This window comes from Flavobacterium cupriresistens (assembly GCF_020911925.1).
GTDB classification, from domain to species: Bacteria; Bacteroidota; Bacteroidia; order Flavobacteriales; family Flavobacteriaceae; genus Flavobacterium; species Flavobacterium cupriresistens.
This window is the reverse complement of the sequence record NZ_CP087134.1, coordinates 476677-496849: the sequence shown is the minus strand read 5'-3', so window position 1 is coordinate 496849 and position 20173 is coordinate 476677. Positions and strand designations below refer to the sequence as shown.

Sequence of the window (20173 nt, the reverse complement as noted above, 5' to 3'; positions counted from 1 at the left end):
GTTTTCTATGGTTGTTTTAGATTAGTTAATTTTTTTATTTATTTCTATGCAGTAGATCCGAATTGTCGCGTATTATTTTTTCGCAGGTTTTGTATAATTTAGTGATCTGAAGTTTGCTGTTTTTAGTGTTATTTGAGTTTCTCTTTTCGGGTTCAGACAAATAAAAAGCGGGAAACTCCTTTGAATTTCCATTGCTAAAATAAAATTGGGTCTGAAAATGATTTGGGATATCCAGATAGGTCTTTGCTCCATTTTCTAGGATTACAATCGGAAGCACTTCTTCTTTTGAGATTTGATCGATAGTTTTAGCATCCAGTTTTAAGAAACCGCATTGATCAAGTAGCAAAGGCTGATAGGTAAAATTCATATCTGTTAGTTGTAGATAACACTTAGAATTTTCCTTCCAAAAGAGGTAAGCCTCAAACATATTGGTCAAGTAAGTCTCTTCCTTTTCTCTCTTTCCTTCAGAATCTTCATAATAAGTCGTAACGTTAGCATAGTGACTATTGGTCAATATTACATAATCAGTAATCTGTTTTTCATGCATGATCTCGCGTGCTTTAGTGACAGAAGCTTCCAAGCCGTTTACTGTTTTTTGACTTTGTACAGTAATTGAAACCAGAAATAGAAATAACAATAAAGCTCGATTCATTTTATAAGGTCTGCGTTGTAGTTAGTTTTTCGTTTCAATCTTTTAAAGGCTTAAGAGTTTTTTTCAAAACCGGTAATGCTCTTTTTAAGTTGCATTAATGATGGTGATTGGATTGTTAGTGTTTAGGAAAGACTAAAGTAGTATTTTTTTTACTTCGGATTTGTCTTTTGTTTTTTAAAGAATTTTGCCGTTGACATACTTTATGGTTACTAATCATTATTGGTATAAAACACAAAATGACGGAATTATCGATGACTTAGTTATTTGGTCGAAAAGTAGAGTTTTAAAAATGAAGAAGCTATGTTTCTTTAGTTGAGGAAAGGAAAACAGAAAGTAGGATCAAAGTAGATTCTGGTAAAATTATCCTAATTAACATAAATATTAAGAAATAGCTTACGTTCAATAATTATCTTGGTTCAGTTGTAATTCTAAATAAGCTATTAAACTAATCAAGTAAAAAGATGAATTCAAAAACAGAAGAATCAGTTTCCAAAATTTCAAGAAAGGAATTAGATGTTAAATTAAAGAAGATATACAAAAAGTCCAGTTTGCCGGGTTTTGCAGTCGGTATTATAAAAAAGGATACTGTTTATTTTTCTGAGGGTTATGGTTGGGCAAATGTCAAAGACAAAGTGCCTTTTACCAAGAAAACAATTATGCCGATTGCTTCTGTCAGTAAAACCTTTATTGGCTTTGCGGTAGTAAAAGCAATAGAATTAGGCTATTTTACACCGGAAACTCCTATTAATGAAATTTTGCCTTATGCTGTAATTAATCCGAATTTTCCGGAGGATAATATTAGAGTAAAACACTTATTTACACATACTTCCGGTATTGTAGATGTGCAGGAGGTTTATGCTAAAACCTATCAAATTAATAAAATACCGGATATAGCATTAGCAGTTTTTCTTAACGATTATTTAACGACTTCAGGTAAATTCTATTCAAAGAACAATTTTGACGTTTTTAAGGCAGGAGGAAAATACAATTACTCCAATATAACCTCTGCGCTGATGGCACATTTAATCGAAATCAAGTCTGGACTTTCTTTTGATGAATTTACTCAGCAATATTTATTTCAACCTTTGGAACTTAAGAATACACATTGGTTTTACAATAAGAAGAAATCCAAAAAATATGCAGCTTTGTACGAGGTATATCCGGAGGACGATCATGACTTTAAAGATTTTATTAATCCGGATAAGACACTAAAAACATATTGTTGTGTTACTTATCCTGATGGTAGTTTGCGTTCGACGGTAAAAGACTTGTCGTTGTACGTTATAGAAATGTTGAAAGGCTTGGAGCATAATTCAGATATATTAAGTAGTGAATACTATGATTTGCTTTTTCAGAAACAATTTGATGAAGGAGCATTGCCTGTAGCGTTTGATGAAGCAGTGAATCAAGCTGTTTTTTGGGGGTATGATCAGAAGAATATTGTAAGTCATGGCGGAGCTGATCCCGGGGTTGCCACGCTTGTTTCAATTGATTTAGAAAACAAGATTGGACGAATCATTTTTGTAAACTGTGCTATTATGAATAAATGTAGACCGAATCTTATAGAGGATTTTGGGAAAATTTTCGAAATTCTCAGTAAAGTTAAGTAAAAGGTTTGAGGTATACAGGGCTTATTATTTGAGTGTCGCCCTGAATAACCGAAAAAAATCAAATCATTTGTTGTTTCTGGAAAAAGTATAAAAATTGTGGGAAAGTAAAAATCTCGTTCATTTCCAGGGGCAAAGATTAAAAAAATAATCTCGCAAAGCCGCAGAGTCGCAAAGTTTTTTTGGTCTTTGCGCTTTGAGAGTCTTATTCTTGGAGCCAAAGGTATGGAAGAACAGGGGTTGGAAAAAACAGAAAAAACTTTGCGATTTCGCGGCTTTGCGAGAGACATTTCCAAGGTAAAAGGAGGAACTTTCGTAAAACTCTTAACTTTTAGACTTGATCTGTGGAAACAGAGTTTTGCAGATAATACGATCAAAAATATTACATAATAACATAAAAAAATGACAAAAAAAATACTACTGCTTTTTATAATTTCTATTCAAATAGGTTACTCTAGCGAAATAAACAAAACCGAGAAACTATCCAGTTTATGTAAGGTTTGGGGATTTCTAAAATATTATCATCCCAATGTCGCCAAGGGAAAATACAATTGGGACGATCAATTACTACTGATTTTACCAAAAGTTGAAAAAGCGAACACCAAAGAAGAATTGTCTAAAGTCTATCTGGACTGGATTGAAAATTTAGGCGCCGTTAAAGTCTGTAAATCTTGCAGTGCTGTGAGCAAAAAAAAGCGTTTTGATAAGAATTTTGATCTTTCGTGGACTCAGGACGCTAATTTATTTACAGCAGATCTCTCAAAAAAGTTAAAGTATATTGAAGAGAATAGATTTCAGGGCACAAATTATTATGTTACAACTACGAGTACTAAAAATATAAAAATTCGGAATGAAGTCAAGTATGATCATTTTGAGTTTCCGGACCCGAATTACAGATTAGTTGGATTGTTTAAATATTGGAATACCGTTGAGTATTTCTTTCCATACAAATACCTTACGGATCAGAATTGGAACGATGTTTTAACAGAAATGATTCCCAAATTCCAAGAGGCAGAAAATGCTTTTGAGTATAATTTGGCAATGTTGGAAACGAGTGTCAAAGTTGATGACAGTCATAGTGCATTTAGAACAATACAAACGGTAGAATATTTTGGTTCTAATTTAATTCCTTATGAATTATCCATTGTAGAAAACAAGGCGATTGTTACAGGTTTTTTGAATGATTCTTTAGCGGCACTGAATGATTTGAGAATTGGAGATATAATAGAGAAAATTGATGGTAAAACGCCAGATGAGATTTTAGAAACAAGAAATAAATATATCCCAGGTTCTAATAAAAAAGCCAAAGAGGATAATGTTTATTATACGCTGACTAGTGGAAATACAAGTTCTGTAAATTTTGAAATAAACCGAGATGGAGCTGTTAGCACCAGAACTATAAGCAGATATAAAATTGATGAAATTTATAAATGGGAAAAGAAAAAAACTGAAAAGTATAAGATTATCAAAAATAATATCGGATATGTAAATATGGACGCTTTAAAAGGAAATGATGTAGATGTTATGATGGATAAATTAGCAGGAACAAAAGGAATTATTTTTGATATCAGAAACTATCCGAATCATATTTTGTATCTTATTGCAAGACGTTTAAACCCGGAAGAACGGGATTTCCTTAAGACAACAATACCTGATTTGTCTTATCCCGGAAAGTTTATTTGGGAAGACCCAAAAAAAGGTGGTAGAACAAATAAAGACTTTTATAAAGGAAAAATTGTACTGCTTGTAAACCAAGAAACGGGAAGTAGGGGAGAATACGTAACGATGTGTTTGCAGGCAGCAAATAATGTAACAACTGTAGGAAGTCAGACCTGGGGTGCAGACGGGCAAATGACTCCTATTGAATTTATAGGAGGTTATGCAGCTGGAATTTCCGGGACCGGTATATACTATCCTGATGGGGCTGAAACCCAAAGAATTGGTGTTAAGGTAGATGTTAAAGTAGAACCAAGCATAAAAGGAATTAAAGAGGGCAGGGATGAAGTTTTGGAAAAAGCTATTGAGATAATAGAAAACGAAAAAATGATTAGTCCTAAATAATTGGTATAGAGTATTGGTCAAGTATATTTAATTAGACACCTGTAAATGTTTTATTTACAGGTGTTTTTTTATGGAGTATTAAGGTTTCTAATCGAGCCTATGTCCTCAAAAGTATAGACCTAAGGATTGCAAACAATCGCTGCGAACAATTTGATTTACTTCGTCTAAATTTGTTTTGTAATTCATCAAATGCGGATCTATACCGTCTTTAGGAATTGTAACTACTGCTCTTAATGAATTTGCTTTGGAAGTTGAAAACATACTTTATATTGAAGCAACAGAAAATTATATCAAAATTGTAATTACCACCGAAATAATTACAATTCGCTAGAGGTTATCTGCCTTTTTGGATCAGTTGCCAAAAGATGAATTTATACAAGTTCACAAATCTTTTGCAGTTACTCCGAAACATATCAAAAGTATCGAAGGCAACCAAATAGGTATTACAAATTACCAAGATATCTAATTGGCAAAATCTATAAACTCAATATTGTGCAATTGCTTAAGTAGTGTTCATTTGCATCGTAGGTTTTGCGTTAGTAAATCAACTCACAAAAGTTTATATAACGGTTGATTTTAAAGTTATAGAAAAATTAACATTCAATACCATTATATTTTTGTGATCCTTATGAGTCTGTTTACGAATCATTTTTTGCAAGGTTTGAAGAGATTATCTATATTTAGTTGATTTATTTATCGACAGATTTTTTTATTTGCGATATATATTATTAGCTAAATAAACCATTAGTAAGATGAAATATTTAATTGTAATATTCTTGTCATTTAGTATAACAGGATATGGATTGGAGTCAAATAAACTAGGAATTAAAATATATTGTGTAAAAGAAGGTTTTAAAAACTCATCTAAAAACTGCAACTATTGTTTTGATGTAAACACCGTTGAATTAGATGAAAACCCGATTTTAGATGAAAATGATTTCGAAAATTTTTATTGGAAAAATCAACAAATCGTACTTAACTATTCAGGAAAACAAAAATTAAAGAAAATCAAAATTGAGCTTAGTGGACTTCCTGTTGTAATGGTTTTAAATAATAAAAGAGTTTACGGATTTTGGTTTTGGAACATGTTTTCTTCTTTTGGCTGTGATAGAGTCTATACTTATCCACAAAATGATTTTAAGATTAGATTTGGATTACCAACAAACAATGCTTTTGGAGAAGATCCGAGATTTAATAAAATTCTGGAGAAATACGTAAGGAATAAATATAAACAAGATTAATAATAAGCTCTTATATTGATGTCATTTTGTGGTAAGTATAACCTAGTTAGTTGTCAGGTGTAAAACTATATTTAAAAAAAATGAACAGGAATTTGCGAACTTTTCCAATATTGATTACCGAGAGGTTTACACTTCGGGAACTTTCAAAAAAGGATTCCGAAGAAATACTGCTATTGCGTTCGGATGCAGAAATAAATAAATTTCTTGATAGGAAACTAAGCAAAACATTAGATGATGCCTTAAGTTTTATCAATAGTATAATTTCAAATGAAAGTGATGAGCTTTTTTATTGGGCAATTACAAAGACTGGCGAGGATAAATTAATTGGTACAATTTGTCTATTTGACTTTTTAGTCGATTTAAAGAAATGTGAAATTGGATATGAACTCCTTACTGAATTTCACGGTCAAGGATTTATGATTGAAGCGATCAGAAAGGTTTTAGAATACACAATTAATACGCATGGATTAAAAATGATAGACGCACATACACATAAAGATAATCAAAGCTCTACTAAACTTCTTCAAAAATTAAATTTTAAAAAAATGGAAGATATAATCGAAAACAATCCAAATGTTATTTTATTAAGATTGACAACTTAAATAGATGTAACTTCTTGCGGGTCAAAGAGTTTTTTCTGGAATAACTGTTGTGTAAGCGAGAGATCTTGCTTACACCATTAGACAGACCTGATTTATTTTTTTACCAAAACTCCAACTTTTACATCTGATCCATTTTAATTAGCTAAGCACTATTAAAAATATAAGCATAAAAAAATTCCTTAATTTCTTAAGGAGTTTTTTGGTAGTCAATACAAAAAAAAAAATACGAATCATTTTCTGCAAGGTTTAAGGAAAATTGGTTTTTTGAAGAATATTTTTGTGGGATTCTAAAATGTAAAACTGTTGAATTTGAGCTTGAATATTCCCTGATAAATAGAAAATATCTAGTATATTTCTTCAATGGTATATTCCGAATCATTACCTTTTACTAAGAAATTGATTTTTTTGTTTTTTTTATCAATACATTTTAATACAAATTGAAAAGGTTGATTTGCTTTATAACCAGTTCCATATAACTCAAAAATACTTTTTAAATCATTTAGATCATTTGTCATACAACCTGCAGGAATAGCAAAAGGGAATGTTATTTTCCAGTTTAATTTAGTTGATTTGTTATTTTCGATTCCTATTAAAGTTCCTGAGTCTAATTGATTAATAAATGAAAACATAAAATTTCCTTCTGTATCTCTACTTCTACGATTACCTATTATCAATAAAGGTTTGTCATGTTCTTTTACATCAGTTATTGAATAGTTTTTCCCCTTTATTAAAATACCGGAAATAGAGGTATTGTATTTTTCATTATTTTTCAGTGGAATAGATTTCAATAGGGTTTGTTTAGTAATTGAAATTGTATCAAAATTGTCTTTGCTATTATTATACAAAGAATCTATATAAAGCGGTGCAGGTTCATAAGTATTAATAGGTTCTATTATCGAGCAAATAATCTTTTGATTTTTTATCTTTTCAATTTTTAAAAAAAGGGTAGAAACTGTAATTCCGTCACTTCTGTTTTCCAAACCAATATAAAAATGCTCATTTAGATGATTTATTTGTTTTGTTAACTTGTCTTTAGTTATTTCTAAATCACGTTCATCAGAATTATGTTGACTGATCTTGTTTGTTATATCATAAATTGAGAAACTAATTCCAATTAATAGTAATAATAAAATTCCCGAAAAAGCATACCATGGCGCAAATTGATGCTTATATTCTGGTGCTATATGAGCTTCTTGTTCAGGATGTAATTTTAGCCAGTAACCATTAGAGTTATAATTCCAAATTTTACCAGTTGAAAAAAAGGGAATAAAGAATAAATGAAAATATTTTTGTATTAATTGAATCTCTGTTTTTGGTAACACAGATTCTTTAATACCAATTTCAACGCTTGTGTATTTTTTTATTTTAAACTCACTCCAACCAAAAATGATACGCATTTCTTTTGCTTCTAATGTTTATTACTATTTAAATTTGTTTGATATTTTTAGCGTTAGTTAAACCTAAAAATATCTTGGATCTATATCATACCTCAATAAGAGTATGATATTATTTAATGCGAATATAGAAACAATCCTTTATAATTTATGAAGTAGAGCTTGAATTTGTTCTTTGACTCCGCTGTCGCAATTTGTTTTTTTAAGTGAGGTATAGACATAAAAAAACTCCTTAATTTCTTAAGGAGTTTTTTGGTGGGATGTCAGGGATCACAACTGAACACTTAATTCCAATTTTGACTTTTTTTGGTGACTTAAAGTAGCTTATATGATGTTTTAAACCCTATTGAGCCCCCTATTAATTGGTATATTATTGATTTAATTAAAAATGTTTGTTATTTTCTTTTTGTGATTGTAATAAATTATCTAATCGTGTGACCACATCTGTCCAAAGTTTGTCTTTCATCGTTTTTCTAAAATATCCAAAATGGTCAATCTTTTTCAGTCCAAACTCACCGGGCGTTAGTTCAGTAAAACTTATTTCTTTTTCACTCTTTACATTCCTCCAAAATGCATTTGTATTTTTTGCATTCGAAATCGTATCGTCTGTTGCATAATAAACGTGTATAGGAAACTTGAAATTCTTGAAATTTCCTGTTGGAACTGTTTTACCGTAAAAGTTTTTGTCGAAGAAATAATCTTGCTTTTCTAGCCAATCACGCCATTCAGACACTACTTTTTTAGGGAGATTTTCCATTAATCCATATGGTTTAGCCTTTACAAAACCAGTAAGTAAAGCACTGATTGGCGAAAAAATATAGAAGAAAAAATACGCTTTCATCCTGTACCCAAAAGGCATATTGGGATAATAACCTGATGAAACAGCAATATTAATGTTTCCTATTACATTAGCCAAATCATTAACGAAACCAATTTGCTGTCCGCCAGCACTGTGTCCAATAAAGAGGAAGGGCAAATTTGGAAATCTATTGTCTAAATATGCTTTTATGGCAGGCATATCTTTTGTTCCATAATCTGAAAATTTAATATTGCTGTTTTTGAGATTATCCGTTTTTTTGGTTCCTCGATAATTCCAAAGGCAGCACAAATAGCCGTTTTCAGCTAAGTAAGTCAAAAATGACAGATAAATTTTTTCTGAAGTACCAGTTCCGCAATTAAACTGCACTACCGCTTTAGTATTATCTGGTATGAATAAAGTACCATTGAGTTGTGTTCCGTCTTTACAAATGGTTTCAAAATTTTCTGTTTTCATAGTGTTACTTTTATTGCTAACAGTTTATGGTTTGACGATTCTTTAGTTTTTTTGCACAACTAACGAATCGACAAGCCAATGGTTTAAATATATCAAAATATTCGATACTAGAGGTTAAGTCCCGGTATTATAAACTGATCGTTATCTTTTTTTTTCTTTTAACTATGCTAAAAAAGCCATATCCTCTTCTGTTATTTGAATGTCAAGGGCAGCTATGTTTTCTTCAAAATGTTTCAATTGGGAAGTACCCGGAATTGGCAGAATCAAATCGTTAAAATGCAACAGCCATGCAATATTTAACTGAGCAGTACTTACCTTATATTTTTTGGCAATTACAGCTATTTTATCATCGTTTTTTGACAAAGAGTTTAGCAGAGACCAAAACGGAACCATCGTAATATTATTGGCAATACACAAAGGCATCACTTCCTGCAGTCCTCTGGTTTGCGTGCCGTGCAACTCGAAACTTGTCCTTTGCCCGTAACCAAAAGCATTTTCCACACTTACAATATTTCCCATAGATAATCCAATTTCCAATTCTTCAGGGCTCACATTACTTAATCCAATATGCAGAATTTCCCCTTCTTTTTGCATATCAAACATGGCTTGTAAAGACTCTTTAAAAGGGGTTTCAGAATTAGGCATTACTCTAAAATGAACTAATGAAAGCTGTTCTAACTTCAATGTTTTTAAATTTCTTTCGATGCTTGTTCTTAAATTTTCCGGAGTATTAAATACGCACCAGCCTTTATCCGGAGTTCTTCCAGCCCCCACTTTAGTACAAATCAATAAATCATCATTGTACGGATAAAGTGTTTCTGCAATGAGTTTGTTTGTGATGTCATCACCATAAAAATCTGCAGTGTCCAAAAAGTTAATGCCTTTGCGACTTGCAGTTCTTAATATTTCTGAAGCTTCGTCTTTGTTTTTTGGTTCTCCCCAAACAAAGTCGCCAGGTAGTCGCATCGTACCATAACCCAATCGATTAATAGTAATAGGATTGTTGGTGTTTGCTCCGATTGTTATTGTCTTTTTCATCTTATTATCTAATTTTTAATTTTGCAAAATTCAGAGAAAAACAAAATGAATATGTATCTAAATCTATTTTTGTTGTAACCAAATCTTTAGAACTAAGTACTCCATCGGTTTCCAAGAAATTGAAGATTGAAATCTAACTACAACAAAAGTCGATTGGGCTAAATTCAAACTGCTGTTTATCCGTATTTTTGAAATAGAAATAAAGAGATAAAAATGGAAAGTAAACCACCTATCCGATTAAAAAATATTAGTGAGTTCCATAAGTTTTGGGCACTCCCAAAACCGGAGCATCCTTTGATTAGTGTTGTCGATTATAAACACATCAACCATTCGTTGGTTGATCCTGATCAGGCTATCATTATGGATTATTATTCCATCGCAATCAAACGTGATTTGGGTGTGAAGATGATTTACGGACAGGAATCTTTTGATTTTGATGAAGGTTTGATGTTTTTTATGGCACCAAATCAGGTATTTAAAATTGAGAAAGAAATCAGAAATACGACTAATCACGCTGGTTGGATTTTATTGATACATCCGGATTTTCTTTGGAATTCACCTTTGGCTAAAACCATTAAAAAGTACGAGTTCTTTAATTATTCAATGCATGAAGCTTTATTTCTTTCGGAAAAAGAAGAAGGAATGATTATCAATATCATTCAAAATATTCAGCTCGAATACCATTCGAATATCGATACTTTCAGTCAGAACATCATTATTTCCCAGTTAGAAACTTTGTTGAATTATTCTGAGCGGTTTTATCAAAGACAATTTATTACCCGAAAAATAGCGAATCACAAGATATTAGAACGAATAGAAGATTTACTCGATACTTACTTTAACGATGATTTATCGAACAAAGGTTTGCCAACGGTAAAATTTATTGCCGAAAGTCTGAATATTTCACCCAATTATATGAGCGGTTTATTAAAATTACTGACTGGTCAAAGTACACAACAGCACATTCAAAACAAAATTTTAGAAAAAGCAAAGGAAAAACTCTCTACTACGAACTTATCTGTTAGCGAGATTGCTTATGAATTAGGCTTTGAACATTCACAATCATTCAACAAATTTTTTAAGAATAAAACAAAACTCTCTCCAATAGAATTTAGGACTTCTTTCAATTAATTAAAATTTAAAAATATACTGTACAATTTTGGTTGTTTAAAAAAAGAGATGTCTATATGTAATGTATCGTAAAGTTTTAGAATACTATCCAAAAAAAAACTATAATCGACGTTTTGGTAAAAATTTAGCTAAGCAGTTTATGAAGTATTTTAACAAAAACAACGCCATTGGAATCCAATGGCGTTGTTTGTCTTTGTGTGGGCGATGAGGGGTTCGAACCCCCGACCCCCTCGGTGTAAACGAGGTGCTCTGAACCAGCTGAGCTAATCGCCCTTTTTATAGGGTGTAATCTATTTTGATAAAAAAACTCCTTATTTTTTAAGGAGTTTCTTTGTGGGCGATGAGGGGTTCGAACCCCCGACCCCCTCGGTGTAAACGAGGTGCTCTGAACCAGCTGAGCTAATCGCCCTATTTTACTAGGTTGCTATCATTTGTGATTGCGAGTGCAAATATACTCTTGTTTTTGAGTTCTGCAAAGAAAATCCCGTAAAATTTTAAAGTTTTTTCTTGAAATTTTATATACCGCTGGTGTTGAATTTATTATAGAACGTGAAAATTTTGAATTTTTACCAGCATTTCAGTTTTTCTTAATTTAAAGGCAATTCGGCAACGACAAAAGTGCTTCCTCCAACATAAATAAAATCATTTTGGGAGGCATTTTGCTTTGCTTTAGAAAAAGCGGCTGCAACTGTGTCGTATTTTTCGCCCTGTAAATCGTATTTTTTTGCTTCATTTTGTAAAATCTCCGTACTTAAACCTCTCGACGAATCCGGTCGACAGAAATAATACTGTGCTTTTTTGGGGAAAAGAGGTAAAATAGAGTCGAGATCTTTGTCGTTTACAACACCCAAAACAATATGAAGCGTATCAAAAGACTCCTTTTGAATCTGATTCATGACAACTGCCAGTCCGTGTTTGTTGTGCGCCGTATCGCAAATTATTTTTGGATTTTCGCCCAACTGCTGCCATCTTCCTTGAAGTCCGGTATTTTTACTGACGTTTAATAGTCCGTTTTTTAAATTTTCAACCGTAACTTTAAATTCGTTTTGATTGTTTAAAACCGCTATCGTTTGCTGTACTGTCTTTTTATTGTGAAATTGATAATCACCAATTAAATCAGATGGAAAAACATCCTGAATCAAATCTGAAGCAAAGTATATCGGAGCGTTTTTTTCTTTGGCTTTGGCTAAAAAAACAGGTTGAGTTTCCGAAGTGTATTCCCCGATAACAACAGGAACGTTTGGTTTTATGATTCCTGCTTTTTCACCGGCAATTGCAGCCGGAGTATTTCCTAAAAACTGTGTGTGATCTAAGTCTATATTGGTAATTACAGAAACTAGTGGCGTGATAATATTGGTAGCATCTAAACGTCCGCCTAGGCCGACTTCAATGATGGCGATATCTGTTTTTTCAGATGCAAAATAATCAAATGCCAATCCAACCGACATTTCAAAGAAGCTCATATCGTTAGATTCAAAGAAACTTTTGTGTTTGGCGATAAAAGCACAAACAAAATCTTCCGAAATTTCGATGCCGTTTATTCTGATCCTTTCTCTGAAATCTTTTAGATGTGGTGAAGTGTACAATCCAACCTTGTATCCGGCTTCCTGTAGTACCGAAGCCAGCATATGTGATGTAGAGCCTTTGCCGTTCGTTCCGGCAACATGAATGCATTTTAATTGACGTTCCGGATTGCCAAGATGTTCCGCAAGTAACTTGATATTAGTTAAATCTTCTTTGTATGCCGATGCGCCCTGAAGCTGATACATGGGCAATTGGTTAAACATCCAATTTGTAGTCTCTTGATAGTTCATTTTGTTTGGATAAAATGGTGTTGAATTGAAATAATTTCCCTTTTTTTTAGTTTAATACTACAATGAAAATTATCTTTAGTGCAAAATTGAAATATTTTTTAGAATTAATTATTAAAAACAAGAATTAAAATATGTTTAGCCTCATTCAATTACAAACTGATACTATTGCAAATGCCGCATCTGGTTTAGTTGTCGAAAAAATTGCTCCAAATACGGAAATCTCTGTTTTAGGATTTATCTTAAAAGGAGGTTTTTTTCTGATCCCAATTGCCCTTTTATTGTTTTATACTTTTTATGTTATTATAGAGCGCTATTTGTATATCAGTAAGGCTTCTAAGATCGACAATCGATTGATGCAGGATGTGGGCGATAAACTGAATGCGGGAAATATTGAATTGGCCAGAACAATTGTGGAAAGAAGTAATACCGCTGCCGGAAATATCCTGAAAGAAGGTGTAATGGTAATCGGAAGACCTATTGCCGAGATCGAATCGAATATGGATCGTGCTGCCGATATTGAAATTGGTGAGATGGAAAGACGTTTAGGTCACTTAGGACTTATCGCCGGTATTGCGCCAACCTTAGGTTTTATTGGAACTATTTCGGGAGTTATTAAGATTTTCTATAGCATTTCGGTTACGGAAAATATTAGTATCGGTAATATTTCCGGAGGTTTGTACGAAAAAATGATCAGTAGTGGATCCGGATTAATCGTGGGTATTATTGCCTATAGTGCTTACCATTTATTGAACGGAAAAATTGATGATTTTGCTTTAAAAATTCAAAAACAGATATTAGAATTTGTCAATATAATTCAAAGAGCATAAGCTATGTCTATTAAAAGAAAAAGAAGATTTCATGCTGAGGTGGCAACATCGTCATTAAGTGATATTATGTTTTTCCTGCTGTTGTTTTTCCTGATTATCTCAACACTTGCAAATCCGAATGTTATTAAAATGACGCTGCCTAAAGCGAAAGCCAATGAAAAAACAAACAAACAACTGATTAGTTTGTCGGTTACAGAAGATAAAAAGTTTTATATAGACAAAGAACCAGTAGATTTTGAAAATCTGGAAACTTCTTTAATGTCAAAAATAGGAGCAGACAAACAACAAACGGTCGTAGTTCGTATTCCGTTTAATTTACAAGTACAGGATTTAGTTGATGTGTTGCAGATAGGAGTCAAGAATAATTTGAAGTTTGTGATTGCTACAAGTCCTAAATAACTGAGGTGACGTATAGAAAAAACAAACCCGACAGGTTTCAAAAACCTGTCGGGTTTGTTTCTTTTAGTTTAAACTGAAATTGTAAATAATCTTACCAACTTGTTTTGCCGGAGCGTTACTGTCAGCATCCCATTTGGTGTTCATGGCGGCAATTTTGGCTTGATCTAATAAACATCTCGCTAAATTGGTTGTTCCTTTTATCCCTGCAGTTGCGCTGATTGTTTTTCCGGTTTGATCTACGGTAACTTCAACGACCACTTTTCCAGCTTCATCACAAGTGTATTTTGGAGCAGGTTTAGATAATGCTTTTCGGTTTCCAAGAGAATAGCCCGATCCGCCACCAGAGCCTCCGCCGCTTCCAGCTCCGTAGCCACTTCCAGTACCGATACCAGTTCCGGTTCCGTGACCACCTCCGGTTCCTCCACCCGAACCTCCATCGCCGTAATAGCCGTTGGAGCCTAAACTTCCTGTGGTTTTTCCTTTGTTTCCGGCTGTTTTATCATTTCCGTCACCACCTTTGTTTGATCCTTTTAAGATGCTGGATAAAGCATCATTGGTCGAATTGGAAACTTTTGGTTTTTCCGGTACGGGTTTTACTGTTGGTTTTTCAACAGGAGTATTTTTTTTAGGTTTTTCTTTTGTTGGAATTACGACACTTTCGTCTGTTGAGGTATTTTCCTGTGTGATAATAGCTTCTTCCGGAGTTGCTTTTGCAGGAGTTTGTTTGGCTTCGTTTTTGACTTCGAGAACCTCGCTTTTATAATTTGCACCCGAGCCTAAATCACTGTCTCCAAAATTGACAGTTACGCCACCACCTCCGCCACCGGCAGCAAGTGCAACATTGTTTTCCGGATTATAGGGAGGCCAAAAACGGATGAAAAACAGCAATAGCAATAACGCCGCATATATAGCAGTCGAGAGGAGTAGTGATTTCTTTTTATCTGAAGAATCCGTAGAAGTCATTTTGATTCTGAATTTTGTAATTGTATTAATTAAAAACGCTTAAAAGTACTAAAAATTGTTTGTAATTAAAGGGAGTACAGAATTTAAACGTAAAGTTCATCAAAGTGTTAAACAGTGGTCTTTGATTAAGTTTAGAACCAAAGTTTACATGGTTTATAAAATCTTTTTAATCTTTAAAATCTGTGGGAAAAAGCAAACCAACCAGATTTAAGGAAGTTTGATTTGTTTATGATTAAAGAATAGGAGTGGCTGTTTTAGCACGCAGATTTGGCAGATGGAGCAGATTTTATTTGATTTCGGATTGAAAAAGATAAAAATTGTCCGCTCCATCTGCCGATTCTGCGTGAGCCAAAAGAACATAAAAAAGCGAACCAAACAGATTTGAAGACGTTTGATTCGTTTTGGATTAAAAGGTAGAACAGGTGATTTTCGTATAATGTTTTAGCACGCAGATTTGACAGATTGAGCAGATTTTATTTGATTTCGGATTGAAAGGATAAAAATAATCCGCTTAATCTGCTCAATCTGCGTGAGCCAAAAAATGCGAGCCAACCGGATCCGGAAAAGTTTGATTTGTTTAGAATTAAATAATAAGAAAGGAAGTTCTAGCATAATGTTTTAGCACGCAGATTTGGCAGATGGAGCAGATTTTATTTGATTTTGGATTGAGGAAAGAGAAAAAGAATCCGCTTAATCTGCCAAATCTGTGTGAGCCAAAAGAACATAAAAAAAAACGAATCAAACAGATTAGAAAATCTCGTTTGATTCGTTTAGAATGAAGTATAGAAAAATTATACTAATTGTTTCAATGCAATTTCAAAAGCAGTTGCGCTGATATTTGTTTTAGATTGACTTAAAGCATGCGCTTTTACAATCGCATTTTTTATAATATCTGAAGTATCATTGAAGATCGCCTCATCTGTCATTTGAACTTTTTTCTCCATGAAGTAAGCAAAAACTCTTGCCATTCCACAGTTTGAAATAAAATCAGGAATCAAACTTACTTTGCTGTCTACTTGCTCCATAATTGAACCGAAGAAAATTTCTTTGTCAGCAAAAGGTACATTCGCTCCACAAGAAATAACTTCTAATCCATTTGCAATTAAACCGTCAATCTGAGCTTGAGTTACCAATCTCGAAGCAGCACAAGGAGTGAAGATTTCCGCACCAATGGTCCATATCTTAGAGTTGATTTCTTCAAATGGAATCATATTTTCGGCTACCAGTTTGTTTCCGTCTTTGTTTAAGAACAAACTTCTGATTTCTTCAAAAGAAAAACCTTCTTCTTTGATTAATCCTCCGTCGCGATCAATAATTCCGATTACTTTAGCTCCCATTTCTGCTAGGTAAAAAGCAGCTGCAGAACCTACATTTCCAAATCCTTGAACGATTGCTTTTTTGCCTTTTACATCACCACCGTATGTAGTGTAAAAATGACGAACTGCTTCAGCAACACCATAACCGGTGATCATATCAGCAACAGTATATTTACGAGTAACATCAGGTGAGAATTTAGGATTCTCAATTACTTTGATAACTCCTTGACGTAATTGACCAATTCTGTTAATTTTATCAGCTTCGGTTGGTTTGAAGTGTCCGTTGAAAACACCTTCCTGCGGATGCCATACACCACATTCTTCTGTCATTGGGATTACTTCATGGATTTCATCAACATTTAAATCTCCACCAGTACCGTAGTAACTTTTTAATAAAGGCGAAACGGCTTTGTACCAACGTTGTAAAACTCCTTTTTTGCGAGGATCGTTAGGATCAAAGTTAATTCCGGATTTAGCACCACCAATTGCAGGGCCCGAAACGGAGAATTTAACTTCCATGGTTTTGGCTAATGATAAAACTTCATTCATGTCTAAGCCCTTTCTCATTCTTGTTCCTCCACCTGCGGCTCCTCCACGAAGTGAATTAATTACTGTCCAACCTTCTGCCTCTGTTTCAGAATCTTTCCAGTTAAAAACAATTTCAGGTTCTTTATTTTCAAATTGTTGTAATAAATCTTTCATTTTGTTGTCGTATGTTTATTTTGCGTAAAAGTATAAAATAGAATAATGCGAATAATGTATTTGGAGGCAATTTTATTTAAACAAAACAAGAAAGCCGAAAACGATGTAGTTTCCGGCTTTAAAATGGTATAAAAACTTAGAAATTTTTATTTCCCAAGTAAGTTGTTCTTTAAGGTTTCATCAACTGGTTTGTCAGAAAGCCAGATTCCGAAGAATGCTTTTTTGAAATCAAATCCAGGGATTTTTCCTTTCAATACTTCATTTTTGTATACATTTATCGTTTGGTCAAATGGATTGTAAGCCAATATAAAAACATCTTTTTCAGTGATAACATCACTTAAAAGTTTTTTGAAATCCTCAATTCTTGGTCGTAATTCTTCGAAATTGTTCCCTGCTGATTTTTCAAAACCGGCATTCATTGCTTTAGTAAGTTTGTTGGAAGAAACCAATGAAGAAGTAATTTCTATTCGGATCGCCATTTCGGTATCACTGTCAATAATGAATTTTGGATCTTGACTCAATTGAGATAAATATAAGGCTTGTACGTAAACTTCCGTCCACATTTTTGATCTTCCGCCTGCACCATTAAGTTGCAAAGATTTATTTTGAAAGTCTATTTTTCTCGGTACTGTAACACCATTAACATCTAACTGAGACTGGGCAGAAACAGTAGAAAATTGTAAACTTAAAAGTAATGTTAATGCTAGTAAAATCTTTTTCATACGCTATCAATAATTTAATTTTTGAGGGCAAAAATAACGTAATTTATAATTTTTGGCTATTTATGACGAATATTTTTTTTAAGGAAATTTATTTTACTGTATTTGTAGGGGATTCAAAATCAAAATAGTAAGACTTGTTTTACGTTGAGATAGGCGTTTTTACTGGGTTTGTGTTTTTGAGATTATAATAATTTAAGATTTTTGGAAAATGCCTTTTTTGATCCATACTTTAATTCTTAAATTTTGAAGAAAATGTTGAAAAAATGGGATAAGGAGGTTTAAAATTTAATATTTTTACGAAATCGTTATCGTGAATTGCGATAATATCTTAAAAAGATATGCATGCATTGTTAATTCGTATTTAAAAATTATCTTTGGAAGCCTTTCTTTGAGAAAAAAGCAATTAAATAAAAACACAAACAATACCACCTAAACTGATGATTTGAATTTGGTTTAGTAAAAAGAATAAGAAAAAAACAAAAAAACAAGACTATGGATTTTAATCTTACCGAAGAACACTTAATGATTCAACAAGCTGCAAGAGATTTTGCTCAGAACGAATTGTTGCCGGGTGTTATCGAACGTGACGAAAAACAAATTTTTCCGACAGAGCAAATAAAAAAAATGGGACAATTGGGTTTCATGGGGATGATGGTTGATCCGAAATACGGAGGAAGTGGTTTAGATGCTATTTCTTATGTAATCGCGATGGAAGAGATTTCTAAAGTTGATGCATCCGCTTCTGTAGTAATGTCAGTAAACAATTCATTAGTTTGCTGGGGATTGCAGGAGTTTGGTACGGAAGAGCAAAAACAAAAATATTTACCGGGTTTAGCCTCAGGTGAAATTCACGGTGCTTTTTGTTTAAGTGAGCCGGAAGCCGGTAGTGATGCAACTTCACAAAAAACTACAGCTATTGATATGGGAGACCATTATCTGGTAAACGGAACAAAAAACTGGATCACAAACGGAAATACTGCTTCTGTATATTTGGTAATTGCTCAGACAAATACTGAGTTGAAACACAAAGGAATCAATGCTTTGATTATGACCAAAGACATGCCTGGGTTTTCTATCGGACCAAAAGAGCAAAAAATGGGAATCCGTGGTTCTGATACACACTCATTAATGTTTAGTGATGTAAAAGTTCCTAAAGAGAATAGAATTGGTGAAGATGGTTTCGGATTTAAATTTGCTATGAAAACGTTAGCCGGTGGTCGTATCGGTATCGCTTCTCAGGCTTTGGGTATTGCTTCAGGTGCTTACGAACTGGCTTTGAAATATTCAAAAGAACGTAAAGCTTTTGGAACAGAAATTTGTAACCATCAGGCAATTGCTTTTAAATTGGCAGATATGGCGGTGAATATTGAAGCGGCTCGTCATCTGTGTATGAAAGCAGCTTGGGACAAAGATCAGCATAAAAACTATGATGTAAGTGGTGCAATGGCTAAACTTTTTGCTTCGCAAGTGGCAATGGATACCGCTGTTGAAGCCGTTCAGATTCATGGTGGAAACGGTTATGTGAAAGAATATCACGTAGAACGTTTTATGCGTGATGCTAAGATTACTCAGATCTATGAAGGAACTTCAGAAATTCAGAAAATAGTAATTTCGAGAGCCGTTATCGCAGGATAATTTTTCGTAAATTAATTCATATAAAAAACCCTTTTGAAGTTCAGGCTTCAAAAGGGTTTTGTTTTTGAGGAAAAAATTTAACTACATTTACAATACTAGAATTTGTTGATTATGTATGAAGAATTAAAATATTGGTATTTGCGCGATCATAAATTGTTCCGAACTTTGAGCTTTGGACAGATCAAACAATTGTGTATTATCACCGGTTTTAAAAAAGCTTCCAAGGGAGAAATTATTTATTTCTCTTCATCAGAAGTACCCCGTATTTTTTTACTTAAAAAAGGAACTATCAAAATTGTTGCGGTTGATGAAGAAGGAAACGAAACGATAAAAGACATTATCCAGAAAGGAGATTTGTTTGGTGAGTTGACTTTAGAAACAGATGATAAAGACAACGAATATGCAAAAGTACTTTCTGATGATGTTGCCATTTGCAGTTTCCTGCTTTCGGATTTCGAAGATTTATTATTGAGAAATCCAAACTTAGCACTTTCCTACACTAAGTTTGTTGGTTTAAAAATGAAACGCATCAAAAACAGTTATGCCAATTTAATTTCAAAAGATGCGAAAACAAGACTGTATCAGTTTTTAAAAGACTGGGCAGAAAAAGAAGGCGTTGTTGACGGTAAATCGGTCGCGATCGAAAATTATCTGACCCAAAGTGATATTGCTCAGATTATCTGTACTTCCAGACAAACTGCCACGCAATTACTCAATGAGATGGAAACTAATCATCTTTTAAGTTATACCCGAAAAGAGATTATTATACAGGATATTACACAATTATAGATTATTT

At 33.2% G+C, this 20173-nt stretch carries 19 protein-coding genes and 2 tRNA genes; 10 read left to right on the top strand and 11 right to left on the bottom strand.

Translation table 11 applies throughout. The features are described from left to right. Positions 1 to 34: 34 nt before the first annotated feature. Positions 35 to 652, bottom strand: a complete 618-nt coding sequence (locus LNP23_RS02415) for a hypothetical protein (RefSeq protein ID WP_230003514.1) — start codon at positions 650 to 652, stop codon at positions 35 to 37. Between the two features lie 461 nt (positions 653 to 1113). Here LNP23_RS02415 and LNP23_RS02410 point away from each other — a divergent pair, with 461 nt between their 5' ends. Continuing rightward, entirely contained in the window at positions 1114 to 2262 is a 1149-nt protein-coding gene (locus tag LNP23_RS02410; protein ID WP_230003512.1) for a serine hydrolase domain-containing protein, read from the top strand. A gap of 399 nt (positions 2263 to 2661) precedes the next feature. Beyond that, entirely contained in the window at positions 2662 to 4320 is a 1659-nt protein-coding gene (locus LNP23_RS02405; RefSeq protein ID WP_230003510.1) for a S41 family peptidase, read from the top strand. A gap of 105 nt (positions 4321 to 4425) precedes the next feature. On the opposite strand, the gene LNP23_RS02400 is transcribed toward LNP23_RS02405, so the two are convergent. Beyond that, the gene (locus LNP23_RS02400) at positions 4426 to 4581 is read right to left on the bottom strand and encodes a hypothetical protein (protein ID WP_230003508.1); all 156 of its coding nucleotides are present in this window, start codon (positions 4579 to 4581) and stop codon (positions 4426 to 4428) included. A gap of 85 nt (positions 4582 to 4666) precedes the next feature. Between LNP23_RS02400 and LNP23_RS22920 the strand changes: the two genes are divergently transcribed. The 3 genes from LNP23_RS22920 (at position 4667) to LNP23_RS02390 (ending at position 6163) form a co-directional block, all read left to right on the top strand. Beyond that, complete coding sequence (locus tag LNP23_RS22920) at positions 4667 to 4786, top strand: LytTR family transcriptional regulator DNA-binding domain-containing protein (RefSeq protein WP_395436233.1); 120 nt, start codon at positions 4667 to 4669, stop codon at positions 4784 to 4786. 286 nt (positions 4787 to 5072) lie between these two features. Beyond that, a complete protein-coding gene (locus tag LNP23_RS02395) occupies positions 5073 to 5561 on the top strand; it encodes a hypothetical protein (protein ID WP_230003506.1) in 489 nt (162 codons plus the stop codon). Positions 5562 to 5641: 80 nt separating this feature from the next. Next, positions 5642 to 6163, top strand: coding sequence for a GNAT family N-acetyltransferase (locus tag LNP23_RS02390; protein ID WP_230003505.1), 522 nt, complete (start codon positions 5642 to 5644; stop codon positions 6161 to 6163). Positions 6164 to 6507: 344 nt separating this feature from the next. Here LNP23_RS02390 and LNP23_RS02385 read toward each other — a convergent pair whose 3' ends face one another. The 3 genes from LNP23_RS02385 to LNP23_RS02375 form a co-directional block, all read right to left on the bottom strand. Further along, a complete protein-coding gene (locus LNP23_RS02385; protein WP_230003503.1) occupies positions 6508 to 7560 on the bottom strand; it encodes a hypothetical protein in 1053 nt (350 codons plus the stop codon). A 379-nt stretch (positions 7561 to 7939) separates the two neighbouring features. Beyond that, on the bottom strand, positions 7940 to 8830 hold the full coding sequence (locus LNP23_RS02380; protein WP_230003501.1) for an alpha/beta hydrolase family protein: 891 nt from the start codon (positions 8828 to 8830) through the stop codon (positions 7940 to 7942). Positions 8831 to 8992: 162 nt separating this feature from the next. Further along, positions 8993 to 9868 (bottom strand): aldo/keto reductase, encoded by an 876-nt coding sequence (locus LNP23_RS02375; protein WP_230003500.1) that lies wholly within the window; start codon positions 9866 to 9868, stop codon positions 8993 to 8995. Between the two features lie 213 nt (positions 9869 to 10081). Between LNP23_RS02375 and LNP23_RS02370 the strand changes: the two genes are divergently transcribed. Then, positions 10082 to 10999: a helix-turn-helix domain-containing protein gene (locus LNP23_RS02370; RefSeq protein ID WP_230003498.1), complete on the top strand. Its 918-nt coding sequence runs from the start codon at positions 10082 to 10084 to the stop codon at positions 10997 to 10999. 198 nt (positions 11000 to 11197) lie between these two features. Here the strand turns inward: LNP23_RS02370 and LNP23_RS02365 are convergent. The 3 genes from LNP23_RS02365 to LNP23_RS02355 form a co-directional block, all read right to left on the bottom strand. Then, positions 11198 to 11272 (bottom strand) — tRNA-Val (locus LNP23_RS02365). A gap of 61 nt (positions 11273 to 11333) precedes the next feature. Further along, a tRNA-Val gene (locus tag LNP23_RS02360) sits at positions 11334 to 11408 on the bottom strand. Positions 11409 to 11586: 178 nt separating this feature from the next. After that, positions 11587 to 12813, bottom strand: a complete 1227-nt coding sequence (locus LNP23_RS02355; RefSeq protein ID WP_230003496.1) for a bifunctional folylpolyglutamate synthase/dihydrofolate synthase — start codon at positions 12811 to 12813, stop codon at positions 11587 to 11589. 131 nt (positions 12814 to 12944) lie between these two features. Between LNP23_RS02355 and LNP23_RS02350 the strand changes: the two genes are divergently transcribed. Both LNP23_RS02350 and LNP23_RS02345 read left to right on the top strand, forming a co-directional pair. Continuing rightward, positions 12945 to 13640 (top strand): MotA/TolQ/ExbB proton channel family protein, encoded by a 696-nt coding sequence (locus LNP23_RS02350; RefSeq protein ID WP_230003495.1) that lies wholly within the window; start codon positions 12945 to 12947, stop codon positions 13638 to 13640. 3 nt (positions 13641 to 13643) lie between these two features. Next, positions 13644 to 14039 carry an ExbD/TolR family protein gene (locus LNP23_RS02345; RefSeq protein ID WP_047774417.1) on the top strand — a complete coding sequence of 132 codons (396 nt, stop codon included), beginning with the start codon at positions 13644 to 13646 and terminating at the stop codon, positions 14037 to 14039. A 63-nt stretch (positions 14040 to 14102) separates the two neighbouring features. Here LNP23_RS02345 and LNP23_RS02340 read toward each other — a convergent pair whose 3' ends face one another. From LNP23_RS02340 to LNP23_RS02330, 3 genes are all read right to left on the bottom strand, one after another. Continuing rightward, complete coding sequence (locus LNP23_RS02340; protein WP_230003493.1) at positions 14103 to 15002, bottom strand: energy transducer TonB; 900 nt, start codon at positions 15000 to 15002, stop codon at positions 14103 to 14105. A 791-nt stretch (positions 15003 to 15793) separates the two neighbouring features. Then, a complete protein-coding gene (locus tag LNP23_RS02335) occupies positions 15794 to 17020 on the bottom strand; it encodes a Glu/Leu/Phe/Val dehydrogenase dimerization domain-containing protein (RefSeq protein ID WP_047774415.1) in 1227 nt (408 codons plus the stop codon). 146 nt (positions 17021 to 17166) lie between these two features. Further along, complete coding sequence (locus LNP23_RS02330; protein ID WP_047774413.1) at positions 17167 to 17742, bottom strand: chalcone isomerase family protein; 576 nt, start codon at positions 17740 to 17742, stop codon at positions 17167 to 17169. A 492-nt stretch (positions 17743 to 18234) separates the two neighbouring features. Here LNP23_RS02330 and LNP23_RS02325 point away from each other — a divergent pair, with 492 nt between their 5' ends. Together LNP23_RS02325 and LNP23_RS02320 are read left to right on the top strand one after the other, a co-directional pair. Then, the gene (locus LNP23_RS02325; RefSeq protein WP_047774411.1) at positions 18235 to 19377 is read left to right on the top strand and encodes an acyl-CoA dehydrogenase; all 1143 of its coding nucleotides are present in this window, start codon (positions 18235 to 18237) and stop codon (positions 19375 to 19377) included. Positions 19378 to 19488: 111 nt separating this feature from the next. Next, positions 19489 to 20166, top strand: a complete 678-nt coding sequence (locus LNP23_RS02320) for a Crp/Fnr family transcriptional regulator (protein WP_047774409.1) — start codon at positions 19489 to 19491, stop codon at positions 20164 to 20166. Positions 20167 to 20173 lie beyond the last annotated feature (7 nt).

Excerpts from the sequence above, each read along its gene's own strand:
- LNP23_RS02415 (WP_230003514.1), bottom strand. The coding sequence starts at position 652 with ATGAATCGAGCTTTATTGTTATTTCTATTTCTGGTTTCAATTACTGTA.
- LNP23_RS02345 (WP_047774417.1), top strand. The coding sequence starts at position 13,644 with ATGTCTATTAAAAGAAAAAGAAGATTTCATGCTGAGGTGGCAACATCG.
- LNP23_RS02340 (WP_230003493.1), bottom strand. The coding sequence starts at position 15,002 with ATGACTTCTACGGATTCTTCAGATAAAAAGAAATCACTACTCCTCTCG.
- LNP23_RS02395 (WP_230003506.1), top strand. The coding sequence starts at position 5,073 with ATGAAATATTTAATTGTAATATTCTTGTCATTTAGTATAACAGGATAT.
- LNP23_RS02390 (WP_230003505.1), top strand. The coding sequence starts at position 5,642 with ATGAACAGGAATTTGCGAACTTTTCCAATATTGATTACCGAGAGGTTT.
- LNP23_RS02375 (WP_230003500.1), bottom strand. The coding sequence starts at position 9,868 with ATGAAAAAGACAATAACAATCGGAGCAAACACCAACAATCCTATTACT.
- LNP23_RS02370 (WP_230003498.1), top strand. The coding sequence starts at position 10,082 with ATGGAAAGTAAACCACCTATCCGATTAAAAAATATTAGTGAGTTCCAT.
- LNP23_RS02410 (WP_230003512.1), top strand. The coding sequence starts at position 1,114 with ATGAATTCAAAAACAGAAGAATCAGTTTCCAAAATTTCAAGAAAGGAA.
- LNP23_RS02355 (WP_230003496.1), bottom strand. The coding sequence starts at position 12,813 with ATGAACTATCAAGAGACTACAAATTGGATGTTTAACCAATTGCCCATG.
- LNP23_RS02335 (WP_047774415.1), bottom strand. The coding sequence starts at position 17,020 with ATGAAAGATTTATTACAACAATTTGAAAATAAAGAACCTGAAATTGTT.
- LNP23_RS02330 (WP_047774413.1), bottom strand. The coding sequence starts at position 17,742 with ATGAAAAAGATTTTACTAGCATTAACATTACTTTTAAGTTTACAATTT.
- LNP23_RS02320 (WP_047774409.1), top strand. The coding sequence starts at position 19,489 with ATGTATGAAGAATTAAAATATTGGTATTTGCGCGATCATAAATTGTTC.
- LNP23_RS02405 (WP_230003510.1), top strand. The coding sequence starts at position 2,662 with ATGACAAAAAAAATACTACTGCTTTTTATAATTTCTATTCAAATAGGT.
- LNP23_RS02400 (WP_230003508.1), bottom strand. The coding sequence starts at position 4,581 with ATGTTTTCAACTTCCAAAGCAAATTCATTAAGAGCAGTAGTTACAATT.
- LNP23_RS02350 (WP_230003495.1), top strand. The coding sequence starts at position 12,945 with ATGTTTAGCCTCATTCAATTACAAACTGATACTATTGCAAATGCCGCA.
- LNP23_RS02380 (WP_230003501.1), bottom strand. The coding sequence starts at position 8,830 with ATGAAAACAGAAAATTTTGAAACCATTTGTAAAGACGGAACACAACTC.
- LNP23_RS02325 (WP_047774411.1), top strand. The coding sequence starts at position 18,235 with ATGGATTTTAATCTTACCGAAGAACACTTAATGATTCAACAAGCTGCA.
- LNP23_RS02385 (WP_230003503.1), bottom strand. The coding sequence starts at position 7,560 with ATGCGTATCATTTTTGGTTGGAGTGAGTTTAAAATAAAAAAATACACA.